The 25,047-nt window shown below is 67.8% G+C and carries 19 protein-coding genes; 6 read left to right on the top strand and 13 right to left on the bottom strand.

From position 1 onward, the window contains the following. Positions 1-12: 12 nt before the first annotated feature. Together HUA75_RS06415 and HUA75_RS06410 are read right to left on the bottom strand one after the other, a co-directional pair. Positions 13-3,597: a chitobiase/beta-hexosaminidase C-terminal domain-containing protein gene (locus tag HUA75_RS06415; protein ID WP_174485800.1), complete on the bottom strand. Its 3,585-nt coding sequence runs from the start codon at positions 3,595-3,597 to the stop codon at positions 13-15. 151 nt (positions 3,598-3,748) lie between these two features. Continuing rightward, the gene (locus HUA75_RS06410; RefSeq protein WP_174485799.1) at positions 3,749-5,224 is read right to left on the bottom strand and encodes a hypothetical protein; all 1,476 of its coding nucleotides are present in this window, start codon (positions 5,222-5,224) and stop codon (positions 3,749-3,751) included. A gap of 206 nt (positions 5,225-5,430) precedes the next feature. Here HUA75_RS06410 and HUA75_RS06405 point away from each other — a divergent pair, with 206 nt between their 5' ends. After that, a complete protein-coding gene (locus HUA75_RS06405) occupies positions 5,431-6,117 on the top strand; it encodes an SDR family oxidoreductase (RefSeq protein WP_174485798.1) in 687 nt (228 codons plus the stop codon). Between the two features lie 225 nt (positions 6,118-6,342). Here HUA75_RS06405 and HUA75_RS06400 read toward each other — a convergent pair whose 3' ends face one another. After that, a complete protein-coding gene (locus HUA75_RS06400; protein ID WP_174485797.1) occupies positions 6,343-6,867 on the bottom strand; it encodes a hypothetical protein in 525 nt (174 codons plus the stop codon). A 136-nt stretch (positions 6,868-7,003) separates the two neighbouring features. Between HUA75_RS06400 and HUA75_RS06395 the strand changes: the two genes are divergently transcribed. Next, a complete protein-coding gene (locus HUA75_RS06395; protein WP_141645355.1) occupies positions 7,004-7,468 on the top strand; it encodes a hypothetical protein in 465 nt (154 codons plus the stop codon). 33 nt (positions 7,469-7,501) lie between these two features. Here the strand turns inward: HUA75_RS06395 and HUA75_RS06390 are convergent, their stop codons facing one another. From HUA75_RS06390 to HUA75_RS06380, 3 genes are all read right to left on the bottom strand, one after another. Continuing rightward, positions 7,502-8,314: a S1 family peptidase gene (locus HUA75_RS06390; RefSeq protein WP_217445912.1), complete on the bottom strand. Its 813-nt coding sequence runs from the start codon at positions 8,312-8,314 to the stop codon at positions 7,502-7,504. 111 nt (positions 8,315-8,425) lie between these two features. Then, positions 8,426-9,175, bottom strand: a complete 750-nt coding sequence (locus HUA75_RS06385) for an RNA methyltransferase (protein ID WP_174453577.1) — start codon at positions 9,173-9,175, stop codon at positions 8,426-8,428. A 38-nt stretch (positions 9,176-9,213) separates the two neighbouring features. Further along, positions 9,214-10,035, bottom strand: coding sequence for an MBL fold metallo-hydrolase (locus HUA75_RS06380; protein ID WP_174485796.1), 822 nt, complete (start codon positions 10,033-10,035; stop codon positions 9,214-9,216). Between the two features lie 110 nt (positions 10,036-10,145). On the opposite strand from HUA75_RS06380, the gene HUA75_RS06375 reads away from it, so the two are divergent. Together HUA75_RS06375 and HUA75_RS47685 are read left to right on the top strand one after the other, a co-directional pair. Continuing rightward, a complete protein-coding gene (locus tag HUA75_RS06375; protein ID WP_371746064.1) occupies positions 10,146-11,033 on the top strand; it encodes a LysR family transcriptional regulator in 888 nt (295 codons plus the stop codon). A 216-nt stretch (positions 11,034-11,249) separates the two neighbouring features. Further along, positions 11,250-13,736, top strand: coding sequence for a hypothetical protein (locus tag HUA75_RS47685; RefSeq protein WP_174485794.1), 2,487 nt, complete (start codon positions 11,250-11,252; stop codon positions 13,734-13,736). Between the two features lie 135 nt (positions 13,737-13,871). Here the strand turns inward: HUA75_RS47685 and HUA75_RS06365 are convergent, their stop codons facing one another. Together HUA75_RS06365 and HUA75_RS06360 are read right to left on the bottom strand one after the other, a co-directional pair. Next, on the bottom strand, positions 13,872-14,855 hold the full coding sequence (locus tag HUA75_RS06365) for an aldo/keto reductase (protein ID WP_174463093.1): 984 nt from the start codon (positions 14,853-14,855) through the stop codon (positions 13,872-13,874). A 157-nt stretch (positions 14,856-15,012) separates the two neighbouring features. After that, a complete protein-coding gene (locus tag HUA75_RS06360; protein ID WP_174485793.1) occupies positions 15,013-16,419 on the bottom strand; it encodes an alpha/beta fold hydrolase in 1,407 nt (468 codons plus the stop codon). Positions 16,420-16,553: 134 nt separating this feature from the next. Here HUA75_RS06360 and HUA75_RS06355 point away from each other — a divergent pair, with 134 nt between their 5' ends. Further along, positions 16,554-18,248 (top strand): histidine kinase, encoded by a 1,695-nt coding sequence (locus HUA75_RS06355; RefSeq protein WP_217445911.1) that lies wholly within the window; start codon positions 16,554-16,556, stop codon positions 18,246-18,248. Beyond that, a complete protein-coding gene (locus HUA75_RS06350; RefSeq protein WP_141645347.1) occupies positions 18,245-18,937 on the top strand; it encodes a LytTR family DNA-binding domain-containing protein in 693 nt (230 codons plus the stop codon). The genes HUA75_RS06355 and HUA75_RS06350 overlap by 4 nt, the downstream gene beginning before the upstream one ends. A 57-nt stretch (positions 18,938-18,994) precedes the next feature. Here HUA75_RS06350 and HUA75_RS06345 read toward each other — a convergent pair whose 3' ends face one another. The 5 genes from HUA75_RS06345 to HUA75_RS06325 form a co-directional block, all read right to left on the bottom strand. Further along, positions 18,995-19,510, bottom strand: coding sequence for a hypothetical protein (locus HUA75_RS06345; protein WP_174485791.1), 516 nt, complete (start codon positions 19,508-19,510; stop codon positions 18,995-18,997). Between the two features lie 44 nt (positions 19,511-19,554). Continuing rightward, positions 19,555-20,085: an RNA polymerase sigma factor gene (locus HUA75_RS06340; protein WP_217445910.1), complete on the bottom strand. Its 531-nt coding sequence runs from the start codon at positions 20,083-20,085 to the stop codon at positions 19,555-19,557. Between the two features lie 206 nt (positions 20,086-20,291). Continuing rightward, positions 20,292-21,308, bottom strand: coding sequence for a neprosin family prolyl endopeptidase (locus HUA75_RS06335; protein WP_174475454.1), 1,017 nt, complete (start codon positions 21,306-21,308; stop codon positions 20,292-20,294). 172 nt (positions 21,309-21,480) lie between these two features. Further along, the gene (locus HUA75_RS06330) at positions 21,481-22,728 is read right to left on the bottom strand and encodes an erythromycin esterase family protein (RefSeq protein WP_174485790.1); all 1,248 of its coding nucleotides are present in this window, start codon (positions 22,726-22,728) and stop codon (positions 21,481-21,483) included. Positions 22,729-22,909: 181 nt separating this feature from the next. Then, positions 22,910-24,826 carry a M4 family metallopeptidase gene (locus HUA75_RS06325; RefSeq protein WP_254627372.1) on the bottom strand — a complete coding sequence of 639 codons (1,917 nt, stop codon included), beginning with the start codon at positions 24,824-24,826 and terminating at the stop codon, positions 22,910-22,912. Between the last annotated feature and the right edge of the window lie 221 nt (positions 24,827-25,047).

Genomic DNA, 25,047 nt, shown 5'->3' with positions numbered 1-25,047 from the left:
TCGAATGCACCCTCAGCACGACGGCGTCAGTTGATAGACGCGCACGTCCAGGCTCTCGCCCACGTTGACCTGGCACTGATTGCCCGGACAGGAGACAGGGGCCAGGGAGGGGCTTGTGGACGTCGTCATGCCGACCCACTCCGAGACATTGAAGCCACAGCCGTTCCGGGCCAGCGGCATGTTCAGCGTGGGGAGGGGCCCCACGGTGTGCAACATCAGGGTGTTGTCGGAGGCCTCGACGACGGCGTCCACGCAGCTCCCACCGCTGGTGCAGGAGAAGACGTGGACCCCCGCGTCCCGGGCCACGTCTCGCAGCACCGACGTCGGCAGGCCGGGGACCGCGGCGAAGCCGACCTTGTAGCTCCCGGAGCCGTCCGAGACCCGCTTGACGGCGAAGGCCACCTCTCCGCTGTTCACATAGCGGGAGAGCATACGGGAGTCGATGCAGTTCACTGCCGAGGCATTGGGACAGAGCACGCCCCCGGTGGCGCCCACGTCGATGCGGTATTGGAGCTCGAAGCTCCCTATCGACAGAGGGGCTCCCAGTCCATTGTCGGGGTACTCACGCCCATCGATGTACGAGGCGGCGGCGAAGGCCGACGTGGTGGCTCGCCGCGACACCGGCATCCCCAGGGCGCTCGAGACGTTGCTGTCCGCGGCGTTGCCGCTGCCGTCAATCACTCCGGGCGCGTAGAGGTAGAGGAGCGTGCGCCCGCTGCCCGCGAGCTTCTGCTGGATGATTTGCTTGTCGGACTCCGTCAGCTTGTAGGCGTCCAGGAAGATGGCCAGCCGGAGGTTGGACGTATCGAGCGTCGCGAGGTCGGAAAGGAGGTAGTGCCGGGCTGGCGCTCCGACGCGGGAGAGCGCTTCAATCTGCCCCGTCATGCTGGCCGTCGTGAATGGAAAGGCCTTGGCGCCCCCCAGCCCGTCGAGCGGATAATGCGCCACGGACTGCTCATCCACGAAGACGGCGATCTGCGGCGAATACGCGCTCCCCGTGCTCACCACGGACGAGGCCACCGTGCTGGTGTTCTTGAGGGTGTTCCAGAGCGAGGTCGTCTCCGCGGTCTGGTCCGGATTCCCGAACCAACCCTTGGCGGGCAGGTCGAAGTAGTAGAGCCCCATGCCATGGATGGCCGCCGTGAGGCCATCGCGCACCACCAGCCGATTGGTCTCCACGATGTTGGTGGCATGCCGCCAGTCGTCGACCTCCGCGAAGTGCGTCCGGCTGTCGTCCTCGAACTCGAAGTGCTTCCCGCTCTTGGTAATCGCCTCGATGGAGACCTGCGGCGAGAAGCCGAAGCCGAGCCTGCGTGAGAGTTCGTAGGAGAAGGGAGAGGCGAGGATGTCGATGTTCGGGTCGCGCAACAGGGTGGCGAGCCCGTGGTGGAAAGAGAACGCCCGGCGCGCAGTGAGGCCATAGGAATAGCCGTAGAAGATCTTGTTCAACGCCTTGCCGCCCGTCACCTGCTTCACCCGGGCCGCGAGCCGGGAGATGGCGGCGACCAGGTTGTCCACCTCGGCGCGGGAGGCTTGGACGGCCGCGGCCTTCGTGCTCCCCGCCAGGAAGATGCCGAAGTTCTCCGACATCCGATTCGTGAGAGTGGCGGCGGGACTGCCGGAGTCGTCTTGAAAGAAGAAACTCGACGTGTGGAGCGGCTCCCAAGGGAATTTCGCTGCCGGGTCCTTGCCCGTGACGTAGAGGGGCGAGAAGAAGAACTCTCCCCCAGAGAGGTAGGTGAAGGTCATTCCAATCACCCGCCCCCGGGTCTCCGGCTCGGCCTCCAGCAGGTTGGCGACCGTGCCGATCTCCACCTCCCGGGACAGAATCCACGATTCGTTGATGCGCTTGTAGGGCTTCCTGAACTTGCCGTCGACGGAAGCGTCGCAGAGGGCATTGGCGTCGAAGCGGGCCCCCTGGTTGTTGTAGAGCGCCATGTACGTCGGGGAGAGGAAGTCCTCTCCGTCCACGCAGGTAAAGGCGCTCTCCTCATAGTCATAGAGGTCGAACCGGATGATGAGGTACGGGTCGAACCCCGGGTAGGCCTCCCGGACCTTCTTGAGCCGGGCGCCCAGTCGTTGGACCGCGGGCGTGCCCCGGTAGGCGATGGCGGCCACCTCGACGATGAAGCGCGTGCCAAAGGCCTGTGTCCTGGCCAGCTCGGCGAGCTGGGTGTCGATGATGGCATCCTCCGCCACGCAGTTGCTCAGACACGCCTGGAGGTTGAACGCGTGGTGCAGCGGGCTGAGCACCTGGCCGTTGACGGAGATGCGCTTGCCTCCGTTGACGGTGACGATGGTGGCGGCGGGACCCGTCCAATTGGACGTCGAGAGCGTATAGGTGGCGCTGACCAGCGTGCTGCTGGTGAAGCCCGCGCGGCAGGCGATGGCGCGGACCGTCCTCGTCGTGTCCACGGTGAAGGGCGCCGTATAGGTAAGCGCGGGGGCGCCGCAGACAGGCGAGCTTCCATCCTGGGTGTAGTAGAGCGTCGCGCCAGGGGTCGTGGTCGTCAGCGTTACGCTCCGCGCGCTGCTGTAGATTCCTCCTGGTGGCGAGAACTGGGGCGGCGCCGCGACGAAGCTGTACTGGGCCGAAGTGACGGAGCTCGGCGTCATGCCGCTCTTGCAGGCGATGGCCTGGACGGTGGTCGCCGAGGAGAGCGCGATGGGCGTGCCGTAGAGGTTCCCACCGCCACACGTCGGAGCCGAGCCGTTGAGCGTGTAGTAGATGCTCGCCGAGCTGGTGCCGGAGGTCAGCGCCACGTTGATGGGGCTGGCATGGGTGCCTCCCGACGGGGACAGGACGGGAGCCTGCACCGTCGCGACGGTGGGCACGGTCGGCGTTCCGGCGACCTGGTCCGAGACATCCGTGCCGGACAACATGGCATACACATACAGGGGCTGACCCTGGAACTGGGCGAGGACCGAATCTGACAGGCGAATCTTGAAGCGGTGTCGGGCCAGCGTGGTGTTGCAAATGGAGCTCACCGCGGGCTCGGAAGCGATGTCCGCCAGCCCCCCGTAGAAGATGGTTCCCGTGGTCCAGGGCCCGCCCGCGTAGACGTTCAGCTCAACCGACTGGTTGATGCCATACGCGCAGGTCCAGCCTTCCAGGTAATAGCCATCACTCCGCAAGTACACTCCCTCGACGGAGCCCTTGACCTGTCCATTGTAGGGAGCCGCGGGGATGGAGATGTTTCCCGAGCCCGGGACGAGGTTGTTGATGCCGTGGGCGGCCAGATGGGCATGCGCATAGAGCGGCTTCCCCGCGTGCTGCTTGAGCAGATACTGGGGGAGCTGGAACCGGAAGCGGTGCCGGTTGAGGGTGCTGCCACAGGCCGTGGACACCCCCGGCTCCGACAGCACATCCGCCCGGGTGCCGCCCAGCATCGTGCCCGTGGGCCAGGGCGCTCCGGCGTACACGTCGACGTCGACCGACTCGGAGAACCCGTACGCACACGCCCACCCCTCCACGAAGTAGGTCGTGTTCCTCCAATACACACCCTCGAGATTGCCTCTCACGTCATTGCTCGCCAGCACATCCATGGCGAGCAGGAAGAGTGTGACAGCGATGAGGCGCTGGATTGATCGACGCATGCGGGCCCTCCCCGGCGATTTGTCGATTTACGTGTTTTTCAGCTATTGATGCAAGTTGGGGAAGAAATCCCTCATGCCAGGGGACTGTGCCGCGTTGCGCGATGGCAGCGCCCCCAGCACGTGTTCACATGCGCCAGGAATCCGCCCCGGCTCAAGGGAGCTTGAAGACACGCAGGTTCTCTTCGCCCCTGCGCACGTAGACGAGGGCGTGGTGCGTCGCCAGGTAGAAGAAGCGATTCTTGACCAGCTCATGCCAACCACCGAAGGCGCCAGCCTCGTACTCGGGGGCCTCGCGCAGCGTGAGGGCCACCGGGTCCACCTCGTAGGTCCGGTACTCGAAGCTCCCATCGCCATCGCGGTCATACCGGAACGCGGCGATGTAGCGATTGAGCGGAGGCACGTAGGCGAACACCTGGCCCTCGAAGTATTCGCTGAAGCAGCGCGCACGCACCAGGTCGCTCGTGAGCTTCAGCTCGCCCCACTTCGTCGTGTCCAGGTCGTAGGTGATCAGTCGGGGAAAGTGCACGTGCGACTCCTCGTGCCCTGGAGCCGGGAAGCTCACCAGCGTGCGCCCCACCCTGGCCATCTGCGCGAAGAACCAGGTGGGAGGCGTGATGACCTCCCACTTCCAGGACTTGTCCGCGGTTCCGAACGACCACCACCGCGAATAGTTGCCGTTCTCCGTGGGGCCGAACACATAACGGCCCGCCACCTCGTCCCAGAACGTCCACCCGGCCGCGCCACCGTAACCCGTCTCTCCATTGTAGGAGGCACCCGGGGTGTTGAACGGGTTGTGGCGCGTCCACTTGCGCGTCGTCAGGCTGTAGCGCCACATGCGCCGGACGCCAAAGGCAACCTCATCGAGGTCCGGGTTGTAGACGAGCCCGTTGTAGGTATGACGGGCCGTGGGGTTGCCTGTCGAGGCAGCGGGCCGGGCCGGGTCGAAGAACTCGTCCCCGGTGACGTCGCTGTCCGGATGCGACCTGGCGTACTCCGAGGCGGGAGGATAGCTGCTGTATGTATTCCCCCAGGGAACCTCCGCCCAGTTCGCCGAGTGGTCCGGGAGCTGCTCGATGCTCCAGCGCATCTGCGCCATGTCGAAGCGATAGATGCCGTTGTTGGAGCTGTCCGCGTGGCCTCCACCGAAGGCCCACCAACGCGCGCGTGGCGCATCCAACGCCACCCCCGAGTACGCGTTGAGGACCCCGGCGATTCCCTGCGAGCCAAGGTCCCGGAAGCCAGGAAGCGCCGCCCTGACCTCCGCATCGAGCGTGGTGAGCGGCGTCCCCGCGACTTCAATCCACCGGTCCTTCGGGACGAGCGCCCACGACACCTCGTTCACGAGCCCCATCGCGTCGCGCCCCGGCGTCCACACGTTGCCCACCAGCGTGCCAGTCTCCGTGCCATGGCCCCAGGTGAACTCGGGAGGAGGCTGCTGCCCGCCATCCGGTGACGTCGTCCCGCCGTCGGGCCGCGGCCCTCCTCCATCCGGTGACGTCGTCCCGCCGTCGGGTGAGGGCTGCTCCCCAGGAGAGGGGTCCGACGAGTCGCATCCCGCGACGACGAGTGAGAGCGACACGAAGAGAATCCAAGGAGACAAACGTCGGCTCAGACGGCCCGTGGTCATGCACTGCTCCGAGACAAGATGGCTGAACGCCCGCGCGTGGGCCCAGGCAAGTGACATGCCATGGGCGCTCACACGAACTCCTCCACGGATGCGATCAGCGACACGGGCTCACTGGCGCGGAGACAGGGGGGACAACCCCCCATCGTGTGGCCCACGTGCCCCACAGTCCCCCCATCAGACGAAGTCCAGGTCTATGGTCCGGCGCCATGAATCTCGTCATCACAGGCGCCAACCGTGGCATCGGCCTGGAGCTCACCCGGCAGTACCTCGCGCGCGGCGACACCGTGCACGCGGGAGCCCGAGAACCGGCGGAGGCCCGCGAACTCACCACCCTCGCGGATGCCTCCGGCGGCCGGCTGCGGGTGTATGCCCTCGACGTGACCAGCGACGAGAGCGTGCGCGCGTTCGCCGCCGCGCTGACGGAGCCAGTGGACCTGCTCATCAACAACGCGGGCCGGCGCACCCGGCGAGACGACCTCGAGGACGTCTCGCTCGAGGACGCGCTCCAGATGCTGCAGGTGAACGCGCTCGGTGCCCTGCGAGTGACTCGCGCGGTGCTGCCGCGACTGCGCGGGACGCCCGGGGCGAAGATCGCCAGCCTCAGCTCGGGGCTCGGTTCCATCACGGACAACACGTCGGGCGGAGGCTACGGCTACCGGATGTCGAAAGCGGCGCTGAACATGGCGACGCGCTCGCTCGCGGCGGACTTGCGCGGCGAGGGACTCATCGTGGTGACCATCAGTCCCGGCTGGGTACAGACGGACATGGGCGGCGCGAGCGCGCCGACGCAGGTGTCCGAGTCCGCCGCGGGGCTGCTCGCGGTGCTGGACCGCGTGACGACGCAGGACAGCGGGGGCTTCTTCGACTTCCGGGGCGCGCGCATCGACTGGTGAGCGAACTGGCGTCACTCCCCAGTCCTGGCCCCTGACAATCATTCGCAGACAAACACCCGAGGACCTCGCGGGCTGAAACAAGCCTTGAGTATCGCAGAGGGCTGTATCGGGTGACCGTGGCCGCCGTTTCCTCCAGCGTTGCGCCGATGGCCCCCACCCCATCGATGACCGACGGGTGAGGGGCCATCCTCGCCATGCACGGGACGCCCGTGCTCGGAAGGACCGTCAGTTCTTGACGACGGTGGTGATGATCAGCGGAGTCGGAGTTCCGATGAAGCTGCCAGCGGTGTTGGTGCACGGCATGGGCACCTGCGAGAAGTCCGCGGCGTAGTAGCCGTAGGCGGAGCCATTGCCCTTCTCGTAGAACTCCTGGCCGTCCGGGAGGACCACCTTCCAGACGTAGTTGATGCTCGTGTACTGCGTGGACGACCGCGCGCGGATGACACCCGTCACCGTGGTGCCCCAGTGGTACGCAGCCACCGCCGGCGCCTCGACGGTCTGCGGCGCCGGAGCCCAGTCGAACGTGCTGGTGGGGCCGGTGCTCCCGCCCCAGCCGTAGATGAGGAACACGCTCGTCCCCCAGGGCAGGTCATCGTTGCGGTACGTGAGGGTGATTTCCGCCTGGGAGGTGCTGAAGTAGCCGCACGTGTTGAGCACCGTGCGCGCCTGCACCCACTGCGAACCCGCGAGAGCAGAGGTGGAAGTGAGCATCAGGGCGAGCACGAGCGCGTGGCGGGAAATTCGGGACATGCGAAGACTCCAGGGTGTGGTTTGACAACCGCGTCCCCTTACCAGAGCCAGGGGGCACGCTGGAACCCAGGGGTGCCGCGACGTGTTTGAATGACTGTCCGACACGAGCAACCCCGCCCGTCGAGCACGCCCATCCATGCCTCGCGAGCCTCCCATCGTCCTGCCCGTCTTGCTGTCGCAGCTCCGGCTCGCGAATCCGTGGGCGCTGCTCCTCGCGAAAGAGGAGGGCTATCCGCTCTCCACCGCCAGCCTGCTCTCCGAGCGCTACGCCATGAAGAGTGACGAGAAGCCCTTCGCGCGAGAGCTGCTCGGCCGCAAGCCGAACCTGTGGGTCTTCCGCTGCGACCAACGCCGCTTCGCGGGTGACTTCGTCGTCGTGGACATGGCGGAGCCGCGACCCGCGCGGCGCCAGGTGGTGGTGCTCGACCTCAAGATGGGTGCGCCCCTCGTTCTCGGCGGAGGTGGAGCCGGCGTGCAGCTCACCCACGCGCAGGACGCGGTGGAAGGTGTCGCGGCCCGCAAGGGCGTCATCGCCCCAGGCACGCCATACATGCTGGCGACGGGCGACAAGGACGTCATCCTCGCCTGGCTGCGCGAGTGACGGCCCCAGGAACGAAGCCGCGACACACTGCGCTCAGGGCGTCGTCTGGAATCCCGCCCCCATCACCGTGCCGTCGAACCCGCTGGCCACGTCCCGAAGGCGGAGGTCCTTCAGGATGTTGGCCGATGAGGTGTAGACGTACGGCGGAATGGCAATCGACCGACGGGTGGTGATGCCGGCCCACGGGCCCTCGGACTGGAAGTTGTTCGACGACGACGGGTACGCGCTCCCCGGAACATGCCAGATGACAGGGCCTCCCGAGTCGCCCGCCGCGTGCTGGGCCCAGCACTGGTACAGCCCATTGCTGTTGTTGGTGATACGGCCGTAGTAGGTGCCGGACGGCGCCGACGTCACCAGTTCGTTGTTGTTGAACCAGGCGGCACCCAGCAGGTTCTCCCGGCTGCCTTCGACCACGAGCACCCCGGTGATTTTGAGGTGCGGGCCCTGGGCCGAGAGCTGCACGTCCTCGACGAACTGGAGGATGGCGTAGTCCAGAAACGGCTGGAGTGCCTTCGGCTTGATGAATCGCATGTATCCGATGGGACCAAACGCCACGTCGTTGGCGTCGTAGATGGGCGCCAGACCATAGGGAATCAGGACACCTTCGTAGGTGTCGCCACCATCGAGGCAGTGTCCCGCGGTGATGCCGACACGGTTGCCATAGCTGTCGGTTCCGACCGGGCCCATTGTGCAGAAGGCCTCCGGATAGGCCGGGTTGAAGATGATCTTCATGCCATTGGCGACGAGCTTGGGGCTCGTCTGGGCAACGGCTTCACCCGCCCCTCCCACCAAGGAGAGGACAGCGAGGGTGGACAACAACACGACGGCCATCCGAGTGATGCGCATATCGCTCCTTCGCTCCAGGGCTGAATCCCGCGGGCACCGTACACCACCCACCCGTCCTGGATGACGACGGCCCCCGGGCAGTGCTCGTGGACCTGGAGTCCTCCGCACGCCTCAGCCCTTCTTGTCGGATTCCGGACGCGCCGTCGGGCCCACCACGAGACGCGAGATTTGCTTGAAGGCGGTCAGCCACAGCTCCACCTCCCGCCTCGTCAAGGCCGAGCGGGTGAGCGAGTGGGTCATCTCCGCGAGCAGTGCATCCGGTCCCTGCCGATTGAGGAACCCCACCTCCAGGAGGACCAATCGCATCCAGGACTGAAGCGCCTGCACCAGCCGCAGCGGCGCGCCCTCCACCGCACCCGGTGACGCCACCTCCACCTGCTCGCGCGCGCAGAGGTACAGGAGGACCGCCGCCGCCTGCGCCAGGTTCATGGAGGGCTGTTCGGGCCGCGTGGGAATGACGAGCGCCTGCTGGCAGTGGCTGAGGTCCTCATCGGACATGCCGCGCTTCTCGCCCCCAAGCACCAGGGCCACCTTCCCCCGCTGCGAGTGCAGCGCCAGCAGCGCCACCGCATCCTCGGGAGAGAGGGTGGGCATGCCGCGCAGGTTCTGCCGCGAAGTGGTCCCCACCGCGAGCACCACGTCCTCCAGCGCCTCGGGCAGGGTGGGAACGATTCGCGCGGCCTCCAGGACATGGCCGGCGTGCACCGCCATGCGCCGGGCGCCGTCCATCTCCTGCAGTTGAGGATCGGAGAGCACGAGCTCCGCCACGCCAAAGTTCGCAGCCAGGCGCGCCACGGCGCCGAGATTGTCCGGGCCCTGCGTCTGGTGCAGCACGACGCGCAGGTGGGAGGTGAGAGCCATGCAGCCACCTTACTGGCCGCGCACAGCCCCCGTCGCGCTCATCCGCTCCGTCCTGTCCTCCCCCCCGGGGGCGACGCGGACCACAGCCCCCGAGAGAGCACCTCGTCCAGGTTCCTCCGGTGGAAGAACGCCTCGAAGTCGCCTCCCTCCACGTCCTCCGGAAGACAGGCTCCGAGCGGAATCGCGCGGACACGCTCCGGCACGCCCCGCGTCTCGCGCACGGCCGCCTCCAGCGCCCGCAGGTAGTGTCGCGCGGCCCCCAGCGTGCGCGCGGAGGACACCCCGCCGTGCCCCTGGATGACCCTCGTGCGCCCCCTCGCCTCGGCCCGGGCCAGCGCGGCATCAATGTCGGCCGGCTCGCCATACGCGACGTAGGCCATGTGCCCCACCGCGATGTCCGCGCTGAGCAACACGTCCAACGCGGGGACGTCGAGGTTCAGCGTGCTCGCCGTGTGCCCGGGATTCGGGAACACGTCCAGCGTGTACCGTCCCCACTCCAGCGACAACGGCGCGTCCACGCACCGGTCCGGCGCACGGTAGAAGCCCGTCTCCTCGTCCGAGCGGAAGCGCTCCAGGCGAAAGGTCTCCTCGAACCGCGCGTGAGCCCAAACCGACGCCTCGGGGAACACCTGGAGCCCCGCCAGGTGGTCGCTGAAGCCATGCGTGCAGACCACCTGCCGCACCCGGGCCCGCAGTGAGCCATCCACCCACTCCCGGAGCGCCTCCGCGTCCGCCCGGCTCGCGAGCGCGTCCACCATCAGCACCTCACCCTCCCGGAGGAACAGCGTGGCATTCGAGTCGTATGCCTCCCCCGTGACGACCCAGACCTCAGGGGCCAACCGCAGCGTCTTCAAGCCCATCCCGGCACCTCTCGTCAGCGAGCAGGCGTGGGTTCTCCCGAAGTTTCCTCCATGCGTCCAACGCATCCTCCGCATCCATCCATGCGAGAATCGAATGGATGACCCTGGACGTGAGACACCTTCGACTGGTGGCGGCCGTGGTGGACACCGGCTCGGTGACGGCGGCGGCGCGCGTGCTGCACCTGTCCCAGCCCGCGCTGAGCCACCAACTCCGCGACGTGGAAGAGCGGCTGGGCACCGAGCTGTTCCAGCGCGAGGGCCGACGCATGGTGCTCACCGGCCCCGGCCAACGCGTCCTCGAAGCCGCACGCAAGGTGATGGCCGAGGTGGAAGCCGCCGAAGCGGACGTTGCACGGCTCGCGCACACGTCGCAGGGCATCCTCCGGCTCGCCACGGAGTGCTACACGGCCTACCACTGGCTGCCGGCGGTCCTCCGGCGGTTCTCCACCCGCCATCCCCAGGTGGAGGTGCGCATCGCCGTGGAGGCCACGCGCCGTCCGGTGGAGGCGTTGCTGGCGGGGACGCTGGACCTGGGCATCGTCAGCGCGCCGACACAGCACCGGCGACTCGCACATGCCCCCCTCTTCGAGGACGAGCTCGTCGCCGTCATGGCACCAGAGCATCCCCTGGCCAGCCGCGGCATCCTGCAAGCCGCCGACTTCGCGCGCGAGCACGTGCTGCTCTACAGCATCCCTCTCACCGAGAGCACCTTGTTCCAACAGGTGCTCACTCCCGCCGGCGTCTCCCCCGCGCGCGTGTCCCATGTGGAGCTGACCGAGGCGCTCGTCGAGTTGACCAAGGCCGGGCTCGGCATCTCCGTGCTGGCCCGCTGGGCAGTGGCCCCGGAGCTCTCACGCGGGACGCTGGTCGCGGTGCGTGTGACACGCAAGGGACTGCGCAGGCACTGGCACGCCGTGTGGCCCCGCGCCGTGCGCCCCACACCCCACCTCACCTCTTTCGTGGAGCTGCTCGCGAAGGCGGGCCCCCCGGGACGCTGAGGCCTCGACACCATTCCTGATGAAGGGCCGATGTGGGTACGCGCTGTCCGTGTGTCTCCGATGACGGACTCAGGCGCACCGAGAGCCTCAAATTCCTGAGAGAACCTCAGGGGTTCGAGGCTCTCGGTGCGACGGCGTCGCTCGAAGTCATCTGAAATACTTGAAACATCATGAGACGAGAAAAGGTCCGGCAATTGCAGTCGTGTGTGACCCCCTATGCGCACACCCCTGATCAACTCCTGGACGCATCGTGTTTCCCTGTTCCTCGTCGTGGCACTCCTCTTCACCGCTTGTAGTGATGACCCGCCGAAGCCCACGCCCGATGCGGGCCCTGTTGACGCTGGCATCCCCGACTCTGGCGGAGGCCCTCGTCCGGATGCGGGCCCCGCGGATGCTGGCGAGCCTGACTCCGGCACTCCTGACGCAGGCCAGCCCGATGCGGGCGGAGGTGAACCCGATGCGGGGACCTCCTGCGCGCCGACGGTGACGGACGTCCTCCAGAACGGAGAATGGGACCCCCGCTTCTCCATCGCGGGCGTCTCCGGCATGGATGGCCATGTGCCCCATGTGTATGACTTCGCGAAGACGCCCTCGGGTGACCTCGTCGCCGCCGGGTACTTCCGCTGGCTCGGCACGCAGGCCACGCCTCCACTCATCCAGCGCCACGACGGAAAGTGGCAACCCCTCCAGAGGACATGGGAGCAAGGGCTTCCCGGCGCGGGCTTCTCTTCAGTCGCGGCGAAGGACGACACCACGCTCGCCCTGGCGACGAACGACACGTTCGGCGCGCGCTCGGGTGAGGTGTGGCTCGCGACGCCCGAAGGTGTTCGCGTCATCGGCAGGTTCGACGGACTGGTTCGCACCATGGCCTTCATCAAGGGAGAGCTCTGGGTCGCGGGGCAGTTCCAGCTCGCGGAGAACGGGGCCATCGGACTGGCCATCTGGGATGGGAGCACCTGGCGGTTCCCCACCGGAGGCCCCGCCAATGGCCCCGTCTACGAGCTGCTCGTCGACGGTGATGCCGTCTGGGTGGGCGGCGGCTTCTCCCAGGTGGGTGGCATCTCCAGCAACATGGTCGCCCGGTGGAATGGGAGCACGTGGGAGGCGTACGACCTCCCTCTGATCGGCAACGGCGTCTTCGCGCTCGCGCTCGGAGACGACGGGACGCCCTATGCGGGTGGCACGTTCGCCTACGACTTCAGCATGGATGGCGTGGGCTCCATCGCCCGCTGGAATGGCACCGCGTGGGAGATGCTCAACAAAGGCGTCAGCACCGGACAGTTCCCAGGCGTCGTGACGGACCTGGTGTTCAACGACGGCAAGCTTCACGTGGGTGGATGCTTCTCCCACGTCAACGGCCATGCCTGGAACGACCCCAAGGCCATCCCCGCGAATGCCCTGGCGCAGTGGTCGCCCACCACCGGATGGGAGCCGTGGCCCAATGCCACGCTGCCCAACCGGACCGTCTGGTTCGCGCCGCTCTACTGTGGCGATGAGGGCCCTTCCGCCTTCCCCCTGTGGGAAGTTCCCATCCAGCGATTCCTGCTCGACGGTGAGCGCCTCTATGTCGCGGGCACCTTCCCCAGCGTCAACGGCGCGGCATCCCAGAGCCTCGTCTCCTACGAAGACGGCCAGTGGCGGACCGAGGGCGGCGAGTCCGGCGACGGACTGAGCGGGCGACCCGATGTGATGGCGACGGGAGGCCCCCAGTGCACCGTCCACATCCTGGGCGAAATCTCCCATGCGGGTGGCGAGGCGGTTCCGCGCACCGTGCTGCAATTCAGTGACGCGGGCTGGAAGCCGCTGGCGGCACTGCCGGAGATGGAGTGCTCGGACCTGGCTGTGAATGCCCGGGGCGACATCTATGTCTCGTGTACTGACTGGAACGCCCTCCAGTCGCACGTGCTCACGTGGACCGGGGAAGCGTGGCGGTCACTCGGAGACCTGAGCGCACACGGCTTCATCTTCGACATGACCCTGGACTCGCTCGGACGACCCTGGCTGTCGACCCTGCTGGACACCACCGGGCGCGTGGTCCGCTGGGATGGCGAGCGTTTCGTGCTGGTGGCGGACGGCTTCGACAGCCCCGTGTCCGCGCTGGCCCTTCGTCCCGAGAACGAGGACCCCGACCACCCCGCCTTCGTCGCCGCGGGGGAGTTCACGCACGTGGGCACATTGGCGGCGCGGCGCATCGTCCACTGGAATGGCACCGCCTTCGAGCCCCTGGGCGAAGGCCTGAGCACCTCCGTCATCACCGTCGCCTACGGGGAGCGCGGCATCTTCGCGAGCACCAACATGGAATTGGGGCCGGAGGGCCTGCCCGTGCCAGACCGCATCACACTCGGACACTGGGACGGCACCGCCTGGGTGGAGTTGGCGACGGCTGAAAACGGGCTGCCGCCGCCCATGAACGAGAGCCGGGGCGGTGTCCATAGCTTCCGGAAGCTCGTCCCCAGCGGGAGCGACCTCGTCGCCGTGGGCACCATCATTCCCGAAGGCGGGGGCCCCACTCATGCGTATGTCTTCAATGGCGAACGGTTGCTGCCCATTGGAGGGGGCGTCAACGCCATCAGCGTCGATGCCGTGGCGCTGACACCCGACGGTATCTGGTTGGGAGGTTTCATCGCCGAGGCCGGACGCGACGCGCGCCGCATCCCCTCCGTGGGCGTGGCGCATCTGCGCCGGCGCACCACCGTGCCCTGATGCCGGACGGGCGCGGCTTGCCATTCTTCGCGCAAGCCGCGCCACCCCGGAGCCGTTCACGGCGTCATGCGGCCATCCCATCGCCCGTGACTTCCTGGGCGCCCCAGCGCCGGTGAGCGCCTTCGTGCGAACGCGTCAGCGGTGCACGCTGCTCATGTCCAGGTAGCGAAGCCCCGTCGCCGCGCCCACCGGGAACACCGAGTCGAGCTGGGCGAGGTCCGCGCCCGAGAGTTCCACGCGCGCGGCACCCGCGTTCTGCTCGAGGTACTTCACGCGCTTGGTGCCGGGGATGGGCACTACGTCCGGGCCTCGGGACATCACCCACGCGAGCGCGAGCTGCGCGGACGTCACGCCCTTCTGCTTCGCGAGCTGCTCCACGCGCTGCACGAGGTCCAGGTTCTTCTGGAAGTTGTCTCCCTGGAAGCGCGGGTTCTGTCGTCGGAAGTCGTCCGCGGGCAGGTCCTCGAAGCGCTTGTACTGGCCGGTGAGGAAGCCTCGGCCCAGTGGACTGTAGGAGACGAAGCCGATGCCCAGCTCGCGCACCGTGGCGAGTACGCCGTCCTCCTCCACGTCGCGCGTCCACAGGGAGTACTCGGTCTGCAGCGCCGAGATGGGGTGGACGGCGTGCGCCTTGCGAATCGTCTCGGGCGCGGCCTCGGACAGACCGAGGTAGCGAACCTTGCCCGCGCGCACGAGCTCCGCCATCGCGCCGACCGTGTCCTCGATGGGCACCTTCGGGTCCACGCGGTGCTGGTAGTAGAGGTCGATGTGGTCGACGCCCAGGCGCTTGAGCGAGGCCTCGCACGCCTGTTTCACATAGGCCGGGTCGCCACGGATGCCCAGGAACTCGCCCTTGGCGCCACGCACGTTGGCGAACTTCGTGGCCAGCACCACCTGCTCGCGGTGGCCTCGAATGGCGCGGCCCACGAGTTCCTCGTTGGTGAAGGGCCCGTACATGTCCGCGGTGTCGAGGAAGGTGATGCCCAATTCGAGGGCGCGGTGGATGGTGCGCAGGGACTCCGCCTCGTCCCCGGCGCCGTAGAACTCGCTCATCCCCATGCACCCGAGCCCCAGCTCCGAGACCACCAGCCCTTGCCGACCCAGCTTGCGCTGCTTCATCGTCTTGCCTCCGCGTTCGAGTGCCGCTGCGCGCTGAAGGTGCGGCCGGTGCAAGAGCGGTGCACCGGCCCGGCGGCAGGCGGAGGTCGGGCCGCCTCCTCGACGAGCGCGAGGCGGCGGCCCGTCCCCCACACGAACGCGGGGCGAGCGGGAGACCTCAGGGCTTCGCCTTGATCTCCATGCGCTCGTCGCGGAGCGCTTCACCCTTCAGGAAGGACTTCATCCGCTCCAGGATGCGCGGGTCCGACTGGAAGAGGCCATCGTGTCCCGCGCCCTCCAGCACCAGGTGCACGGCCCGGGAGAGTCCAGGGCGCAGGGCCTCCGCGTTGTCAGGGCTCGTGCGCCCATCCAGGGTGCCGCTGATGAGGAGCACGGGCACGTCGGCCTTGAGCGGGCCACGGAAGGACTCGCCCAGGTCGCTCACGCCGGCCACATCCTCCGCCAGCAGGGCGCCCGGGTTGACGCTGCCACCGAGCACCGCCTTTGCCGCCTCCCGCTCGATGAGGGCGCGTCGCGCCGGGCTCACACCGGAGGCCGCGTCCATCGCGAGCGACATGGGACGCAGCAAGCCTTCGCGAAGCCTGCCCGCGAAGGGCGCCATCGCCTCATGGTTCCCGGACTCCAACGCCGTGAGCAGGGGGAGGAAGCGCCGGAAGGTGGCCGGGTCCCGCAGGGACTCGAAGGCGAGGCACTGAAGGTCGAAGGGACTGACCTTCCAGGTGCGGCGGTCACCCTTCTCCTCGTCCGTGAACTCCACCGTGAGCGGCTTGCTCCGCAACGACTTCAACAGCTTCGCCAGCCGTGCCTTCAGGCCGGGCCCGCGCTCACCCTCGGCGCGCAACACGGCCTCCCAGCGCCCGAGCAGCGCCTCCGCGTGGGCAGGCCGCTTCCAGGTGTCATCAGGCCCCTCGATGCCCGCGAGGATGATGTGGTCCACCCGCTCCGCGTGGCGCCGCACGTAGGCGAGGCCCAGGTGGGTGCCGTAGCTGATGCCCCAGAGGTTGAGCTTCGGCGCGCCCAGCGCCTTGCGCAGCACCTCCAGGTCGTCGGCATTCTCCACTGTGGTGAAGGCCCCCAGGTCCACGCCGGCCGCGGTCCAGGTCCGGCTCGCCTCCGCGGCGGCCTTCTTCACCGTGGAGGTGAGCAGCGCCTCGTCCATGCGCTGGTCGAGCGGGATGGCCCACGACTGCTTCAACTCGGGATGCGGGTTCGACTCGCCGGTGCCGCGCTGGTCCAGCGCGATGACGTCCGCCACCTCGCGCAAGGCGAGGAACAAATCGAAGCGGCCATAACGGGCGGCATCGATGCCGGAGCCTCCCGGGCCACCCGCGAGGTAGACGATGGGCGCCCCGGGCGAGGCGCTCGTGCTCTTGAAGCGCACGAAGCGCAGGGGCAAGCCCGGGCCCTCGGGGTGGGCATGGCGCAGGGGCACGGTGAGGGTGCCCAGCTCCGCCTGAACGGTGCGACCGTCGCGGGCCTGGAAGGTGTGGGGCTGCAGCTGGAGGCCCTGGGCCTGGGCGAGGGACAACGGAAGGATGAGGGCAAGCAGGAGCACGGCACGCATGGCGTTCCTCCGAGAAGGTCTTCAGGGAGGAGAATGCGGTGGCCTGCACGGCACGTGGGGTGCCGGTCGCCCAACGTCTCGCGGTGTCGCCGGAATGCGCGTGGGGCGGCGCCGGGCCGCGTATGTTGAGGCCCATGATGTCCTCCGCCCTCTTCGCGGGATGCTTCGCGCTCTCGCTCACCGCTTCGGCCGCGCTGCCCTCCGCGCGGCAGGGACTGGTGCAGGTGAACACGGAGGATCTCTCCCCGGAGGTCGCGCTCTCCGGAGACGCACGGGGCTGGCGCACGGTGGCGGCCGACCAGGTGAACGAGGGGACGGGCCCCTATTGGCTGCGCACACAGGTGGACGTGCCCCCGCGTGAAGCCGGAGCCCCGACACCTGCCCTCGCCCTGTCGGTGCTCGGGTCATGGGAGGCGTGGTGGGACGGCGGGCTGCTGGGCCGCAATGGACAGGTGGGGCGGACGCCCTCGGAGGAGGTACCAGGACGGGTCGATGCCCTGCTCCCGCTTCCGACCGGACTCAGCGCGCCGGGCCCTCACGTGCTGACGATGCGCATCTCCGCGCATCGACTCGGCTTCCAACCCGTGGGCACCGTCCACTACATGCTGGTGGGCGAGGCCGCGTCACTCGCTCAGATGCGGATGCTCGGCCTGGTGCCAGCCCTTTGCATGCTGGGCGCGCTGGTGCTGATGGGGCTCTACCACCTCGTGCGCGTGCGGCTCGCTCACGATGGGCTCGCCACGCTCCTGCTCGGCGTGCTGTGCCTCGCCGCCGCGGCGCTCGTCCTGATGGAGTCGTGGCGCGGGCTCGCCAACTATCCCTACCCACAGCACGCGCTGCGGCTGCGACTGCAAGCGGCGGCCGTGCTGGCGGTGGCGGCGCTGCTGCCAGCGACCGTCCACGCGGCCTTCGGCGAGCCACTCCGCTGGCTGCGGTGGATGGGACTGGGAATGGGGCTGCTCGCGCTCGTCTTCGTTCCGGGCTTCGATGCCAAGAACAGCGTGGCGCTCGGGGCCTCGCTCGTCGTCTCCACGGCGCTCGCCGTGCGCGCGTGGCGGAGAGGGGAACCGGGGGGAGCCCTGGGCGCGCTGGCGGGGCTCTGTTTCGCCGGGACGCTCTACCTGTTGGAACCCTGGGGCTTCTCCGAGCGCGGCTTCTTCGTCGCCTTCGGAGGGCTCCTGGTCTGCCTCACGGCGATACATGCCCGGCGGCAGCGCCGTCAGCAGGAGCGGTTCGAGAGTGCGACGCGCGCCGCGGAGCGCCTGCAACTGGAGTTGCTCAAGCGCAGCCTGCAGCCGCACTTCCTGATGAACACGCTGGGCGCGCTGAGCGAGTGGGTGGAGACGGAGCCCGCGCAGGCCGTGCGCTTCATCGAGGCCCTGGGCGCGGTGTACCGGCATCTGCTCGCCGTCTCCGGTGAGCGCACCATCCCGCTCGCTCGCGAGTTGGAGTTGTGCCGCGCCCATCTGGAGGTCATGGGCTGCCGACAGGGCACGGCGTTCCAGTTGGAGACCGAGGGCGTTGACCTGTCGGCCCCCGTCCCCCCTGCCCTGCTGCACACGCTCTTGGAGAACGCCTTCAGTCACAACCGCTACGTCTCGCCCCACACCTTCCGACTCGAAAGCAGCCTCGTCGCCGAAGGCACGGGGCCCCGTCGGCGTTACGTCTTCCTCGCGCCTCCGGGCACGGGGACGCGCCCGGGGGGTGGTGAGGGCACCGGTTCGCGCTACCTGCGCGCGCGTCTGGAGGAGGCCTTCCCTGGCGCGTGGAGGCTCGAGGATGGGCCTACGGATGCGGGCTGGAGGACGCGGGTGGAGGTGCCGGCGTGAGACTGCTCATCGTGGAGGACGAACCGCTGGCGGCGCGCCGTCTCGCCCGGCTGTGCGAGCAGCAGCTGGGGCCGGACGCTCCGCCCCCGCGCGTGTGCGCGAGTCTGGACGAAGCACGCGAGCTGCTGGCCGAGCGCACCGTTGACGTGCTGCTGCTGGACCTGAACCTCTCGGGGGAAGACGGCTTCGCGCTGCTCGAGGAGGTGGCCGCGGGCGCGTTCCAGACTGTGGTGGTGTCCGCGAACACAGACCAGGCGCTGCGCGCCTTCGAGCTGGGGGTGCTGGACTTCGTGCCCAAGCCATACACGCCGGAGCGGCTCGCCCTCGCGCTCGCCCGGGTGGGAAGCCGCGCGGCCACGCCCCTGCGGGCTCTCGCGGTGAGGAAGGGCGGAGGCGTGGTCCTCGTGCCCCTGGACTCCGTCGCGTACATCCAGGGCGCTGGCGACTACACCGAGCTGGTCCTGCGAGGAGGCGGCACGGAGCTGAGCGAGAAGAGCCTGGAGCGGCTCGAGCAACTGCTCCCCGCCGACTTCTTCCGCATCCACCGCTCCTATCTCATCCGAGTGACAGACATCCGCGAGCTCATCTCCACGGAGGGCTCGCGCACCTCGGTGGAGCTGCGAGACGGCACCCGACTGCCTGTGGGCCGCAGTCGTGTTGGAGTGCTGCGCAAGCGGCTGGAGGCGTAGGCGCCGTCACCCATTCCCGCGACGGCGGCAGGGGGAATGACTCAGGCGAAGCACGCGTCACGCCACCGAGCCGACCACCGGGCTCCTTCGCGCGAGCGCCCGCAGCTTCAGCACCTGGTACGTGGCACCGAGGAAGAAGAAGGCCACCAGCACGAGCAGGGCGGTCTGCACGGGCGGCGACTCCGGACTGCTGGCGATGGGCTGGCCCGCGGGAAGGCGCGTCAACGTCTCGTTGATGCCGGGCACCAGCAGCACCATGAAGCTGGCGGACAGCGACAGCGTCTGCACGTAGGGCGTGGCGCGGCCGAATCCCCCCACGCGCGAGGCGACGACGCCCACCGCCATGAGCACGAGCGCGAGCAGGCCCAGTCCATGGCCGGGGTTGAAGCCGCCCGTGCTGGAGAGACCGAACGACGTGAGAATCGACGCCACCATGCCGAGCAGATACAGCCTGCCCACGCGGGTGCCGGGGTCGATGCGTCCGTCGCGAAGGAAGCCCCAGACACCGAAGACGATGGGGGGAAGGCTGAGCACGGTGTGGATGATGCCGAGGGTGGACATGGGATTGGCCATGACGGGTCTCCTTCTTCGGATGTCGATGAGGCGGGGATGAAAGGTCAGGCCAGCAGGTACTCGCGCACCATGGCGCGGGCCCGGTGCAGCCGGCTCTTCACGGCGGGCACGTCCTCGCCCAGGCGCTCCGAGATTTCGCGGATGGACAGCTCCTCGAAGTCGCGCAACAGGACAACCTCGAGGTAGTGCGGGGGCAATGACTCCAGCGCCGAGGCCACATCGAGCCGAGCGGAGTCCGGCGTGTGCGAGACCATCCACTGGTCGACGAGCGCCTCCTCGTAGGGGTCCTGCTTGAGGGCCACTCGTCCCAGGCGGCGGCACTCGCGTTGAACGATGCGGAACAACCAGCCCGACAGGGACGCCAGCTTCCGGACCGAGCCCAGGTGGCGAGCCAGCAAGAGCAGCGACTCCTGGACCGCGTCGTCGATGTCGCTGATGAAGCAGCGCTGCTGCGCGTACCGCCTGAGGTTGGGCTGGAGCACCTGGAGGAGGCGGAGCATCGCGTCGCGATCACCCGCGTGGGCCGCGAGCAGCATCGCGTCGGGAGCAGCGGTCAACGGGTGGGCGGCGGCCATGCGAGTCCCTGGAAGACGGCGGCGGGGAAAATGCCCTGCCTCGCCCACTAAGAGGCGGGCACCCGACGAACGGATTCGCGACCTCGACGATTTTCTCGCGACCGCGCCGCCCGATGCCCGAGCGGCGCGTCAACCCCTTGAATCTACACACCGGGCGATGCCCCCAGAGCGAGGACCCGCCCGTGTCCCAAGCTTCCGAGCGGAGGCTACCCGCCGCCGTTTCCGCCGTAACGGAGGTTCGAAAGGCCCGGGTAGTACAGGCCGTAGTACGCGGCGTTGGAGACATACGTCTGCCCGGCACCAATGCTGTAGCAGTTGGTGCCCGAGTGGGTGCACATCTCGTCGATGGCGCCGGAGGCCGCGTTCGGTGGGAACAGGCCGTTGCCCATGTCCGTCACCGGCGGCAGGCGCGCACCCGCGTCGAACACCTCACCGTACCAGTGGGCCATGTCGCCCGACGTGAAGGCGCCGCCCCACCGTGAGCCGGGGAAGTAGCCCACCCAGGCATCATTGAAATACACCCACCAGTCGGTTCCCGAATAGAGGACGAAGAAACGCGGCTTCGCGCCGATGTAGCCGCTCAGGTCCATCCCCGGGTAGTAGCTCGGGTGGACCTGCACCCATCCCGTGACGTGCTGGAAGACGCCTCCCACCGTGTGGCCGACGAGCAGGGTGGGATACGACGTCTGGAACTTGCGGTAGCCCGTCGCGACAATCGACGTGCTGGCGCCCCGGACCATCGACACCACCGTGCTGGCCTGGTCCAAGGTGTGGGCAACCTGGGGGTTGTTGATCTGAAGACGCGCGCCCACCCCCAGCGAGTAACCCGTCTCTGACGTCGGCTTGTACACCCCCACGTAGAAGATGGAGTCGGCGCTCGCATGGACGGGGCGATTGTCTTCGGACGCGCCGGGCATCGCGGGCAGCCAGGACGCGAGCGGGCGCGGCGGCGCCGGGTTGTACACCGCCTGGGGCACCTGCCCGCTGGGGCAGAGCCGGGCCGTGGTGACCTGGGCTTCCTGCCGTGAGTCTCCCACGACGAGGGCCGTGGACGGTGCCGTCACGCGCAGCGCTTCCGCGGAGAGCGGGATGCAGCGGTAGTGACCTACCGCGGAGGGCTGGTCCGCCTGGGCCGCGGGCTCCTTTGCATCAGGAGCGCCACAACCCAGGGTGACGAGTGAAAATAGACAGGCGACGCGGGAGAACAGCGAATGAGGCTGCATGGTGACTCCGGGGCCCCAGGACCTGGGGCCAGTCGAGGAGCGGGGCACGGCGCCACCATGCTTGTCTCGGTTTTGATTGAGCGCCAGTCCTTGGATGACTGGGGTGACAATGACTCTCACAGTGGTACTGAAGATGGAGCGCCCCTGACCCCTCCGGGACTCGCTGGTGGGGTCAATGCGGCGCTGGGCTCGCCCGGGTCACCGGGCGCGGTGGGGCTTCTTCCCGGAAGATGAGCAGCCCATCCATGACCGTGGCCCAGGGAGCCGTCATCCACGCGTAGTTCAAGGGACGCGCCACTCGGGGCCCGAAGTCACGCAGCTGGCTCCCATCCAGATACCGCGTGTCCCCGGTGTGGCCCGAAAACGCCCAGCCCTCCAGGGAGTCGTCCCGCGCGGGCGCGAGGGAATTCGTGCGAGGGGTGCTGCCGATGGAATAGCTCCCGGAGCGCGCGGAGAAGCCCAACACGAAGGCCCGCGCCCCGAACTTCTCCTGGACGTAGGACCCGAAGGACGTCCCGTGCCGGGTGTCCGCATCCAGGCCCTTGAGGTCTTTCGCCGCATGAACGGTGGCAAGCCAGACAATGGCCTTTCGGGGCCTGGCTGACTGGGCCAGGTGCCATTCCAGATTCATGAACATGGAGCGGGAGCGGTCATCGAAATCGCTCCAGCTCCAGGTCCCTCCAGACGCGTCCGGAGCCCGGGACATCGCGGCGACCTGACGGGTGTAGTTCCGCTCAAGGCTGCGGACCATCTGCAACTGGCCTCGAGCCCTCGGCGTCACAGCCACTCCGGGCCTGGAGAGCACCGCCCCCAGCTCCGTCCAGCAGCCCAGGATGAACTTCATGTGCTCCGCCGTATATGGGTGGGCGTCGTCGTACTTCCAGGACATGTTCCTCTCGATTTCCTCTCCGCACGCGGCCTGCCTCGGGCCCTCCAGAAAGGGAATGAGGTCACGCGTCATCTCGCGCTGGGCGTAGGTGCCTCGGTTGATCTGGTCATCAATCCCACCCGCGATGAGGGTCCCCGCCTTGAGTCGCTCGGACAGGAACGGAATCAGGGGCGCCATCTCCTGATTGGCCCACATCCCACCAATCGCAGTGGCGACCAGGTCCTCGCTGACGGGTTGGCCCGCCTCTCTCAGCGCTTGGAGGTGAAGGAAGTCATAGATGCCTGTCTCGATGAAGAAGGCATCGTATTGGCATTCCTCCACGAGCCTGCGGGTCAGTTCCGCTTTGAAAGCGATGGTCCTGCCATTGCCATGGTGGGACTCCTCGCCGAGCAGCGCGAGTTGCTTGTCGCAGAGGTCACGGACAATCCGGTCGGCATCAGAGGCCACCGCGTCCCCTTGCGCGGCCACGCCTCGGGCCGGGGAGGCACAGCTCGAAAGAAACAAAGAGAGCAGGAGCAGGAGGAATCTCATTCGCGGCCCTTCCATGCGGAGGAATGTCGCGGTGTAACGCTCCTGGGCGCGCCTTCCCCTCAACCTCGCACGCATCCAGTACCTGACTGAACGCGCCTTCAGTCCCGCGTACTCGTCTTCAGTCTGGGATGGCCCTGTCCCCGGAGCGGGCAGCCGCCCGCCATCCCTGCCCGCGCACCGCTCAGAAGGAATAGCTGAACGTCACGCCGGAGTAGGCCCGGTACCCGTTGATCATGACCCAGAACCTGCCCGGTACGGGCCGTGACGTGCCCGTACACACCTCGGTGTTGGTCGTCGAGTAGGAGCGGCAGTCGTAGACGCTCTTCGTTGGAGCAGCGCCGTATCGCACGTAAAGGTCCGCGTCACCCGTGCCTCCGCCCAGGGTAAAGTACGGGGAGGTGAATGCGCCGACGTCCGCGCAGTAGTACCGGTTCGAACCCACCGCGCCGTTGAGGTTCGTCACTGTACCGCTGAAGCGAGGAAGGGTCGTGCAGAACGTCGGGAAGTAGAGAGGGAAGCCCACGACCTGCCAGGACAGGCTCACGGACTCCAGCACGGCCGCGCTGAAGCCGAGGTCCTGCGCCGCGAACTGGGTATAGGTCTTGGCCTGCTCGAAGGTGGTGCTGGCGGTGAAGTAGTCGGTGCTGGCCTTGTAGAAGATGCGAGCAGCGGCCTCTACGCCAATGCCTGGGACTTCCGTCGGGGTGCGCCCGCGCGGATGCACACCGCCGGTGGCCAGCAGCTTGAACGCCAGGTTCGAGATGCCCGACGCGTAATGCACGTCGGTGTCGGACGAGTAGTCCCCGTAGTAGTCCAACGAGGCGCCGTCCAGGACCGGGTCGTTCATGTATCGGAGGGCGTCATCGGGCGTGGCGGGCGTCCAGATGTCCTCGCCAATCTTCCAGATGTCCGGGCCCATGGACCACGAGTTCGACCAGCTCTCGCAAACGGAGGCGAAGATGTCCGACAGGGACTCGTTCAGCGCGCCGGACTCGCCGGTATAGATGAGGCCGGACTCGAAATCCGTCACCGCGTGGGTCAGCTCGTGGGCCACCACATCCAGGTCCGTGCACAGCGGCCCGGCGTTGACCCCGTCTCCATCGCCGCACACCAGTTGCGTGCCGTCCCAGAAGGCATTCACGTAGTGGGTGGAGTAATGCACGGTGCTGGTGAGCGTGTGGCCCGCATTGTCAATCGAGTCACGCCCGAACAGTGTGTTGAAGCAGTCGTACGTGGTTCCCAGCACGTCGAAGTTGCCGTCCACGTGGGCATCGCCCGTGGCGCTCTGCCCCTCGCCGCGCCTGAGCGTACCGGGGAGGCTGGTGGCGTTGTTGGCACTGTACACCCTGCGGTTGAGCGCATCGTGGATCTCCGGCGCGCGCAGGACGATGGAGGCATCCGAGGCGTCCACGTAGACACGGTCCCGCAGGGGCGTAGCGGCGGCGGTGCCCGTCACCCGCACCTCCCAGGTCAACCGCAGCGGGTCCTTCGCGGTCGCACGGACGTAAACGAGGCGAGGCATGCCCTCCAAGGCGCTGGCGCCCGGCGTTTTCCGCAAGGCCACCTGCTGGGCGGCCTCCAGCGCGATGCCGGGCCTGGAGGGGACCTGCTCCCCATCCCGCGCCGAGCCGTTCACCGCGTACACCCGTCCAGACGCATCCAGGTGCACCACCAACTCACCACCGACCACCGGCAGGCCGTCCTTGGTCTGCGAGTACCGGAGATGGGTGCGTCCCTGCGTGTCACGAGCGATTCGCCGAGGCACCAGGTCGCGCGCGTCGAGGCGGAAAGACGGGGCGATGCGCTCCAGTGCCGTGGTCACCAGCCCGTGGGCCTGCCAGACCGTGACGTCCGCGAGGCTCTGGCCCACCCATCCCAGCTCTCCATGAATCATGTACGGCACGCCGTCACCGTGTGAGCCCAGAACCTGGACGTCGGGGAGCGCGCTCAGCGCCGTCGCGATGTCCTGGAGGCGGGCATCGCTCGTGAGGACGCTCTGCTCTGGCTGTGAGGCCTCGGAGGGCTCGAGCTCTCCGGCGGAACAGCCAGAGAGTAAGAACGACAAACATGCGGCGAGCCAGCGGATGCCACGCATCATGGTCTATCCCTTCTGCAATGCGGTGATGTGGATGACGCGCGTTCATTAGATACAAAAACAACAAACCCGGAGAAATAGGGGGAATCCACCACCGAAGCGGAGGGCAGCAATGTCGTGCGAGGTCTTTCCTGCGCGCGATTGGAGCAATGAATTTCAGATTCACGACACGCTGGACACTCCTCTCCCTCGTTTTAGGGAATCCCCAAAACCCCTGGCCTCGA

Source organism: Myxococcus sp. CA040A, assembly GCF_013336725.1.
Taxonomy (GTDB): domain Bacteria; phylum Myxococcota; class Myxococcia; order Myxococcales; family Myxococcaceae; genus Myxococcus; species Myxococcus llanfairpwllgwyngyllgogerychwyrndrobwllllantysiliogogogochensis.
This window is presented reverse-complemented; position numbering and strand designations above follow the sequence as displayed.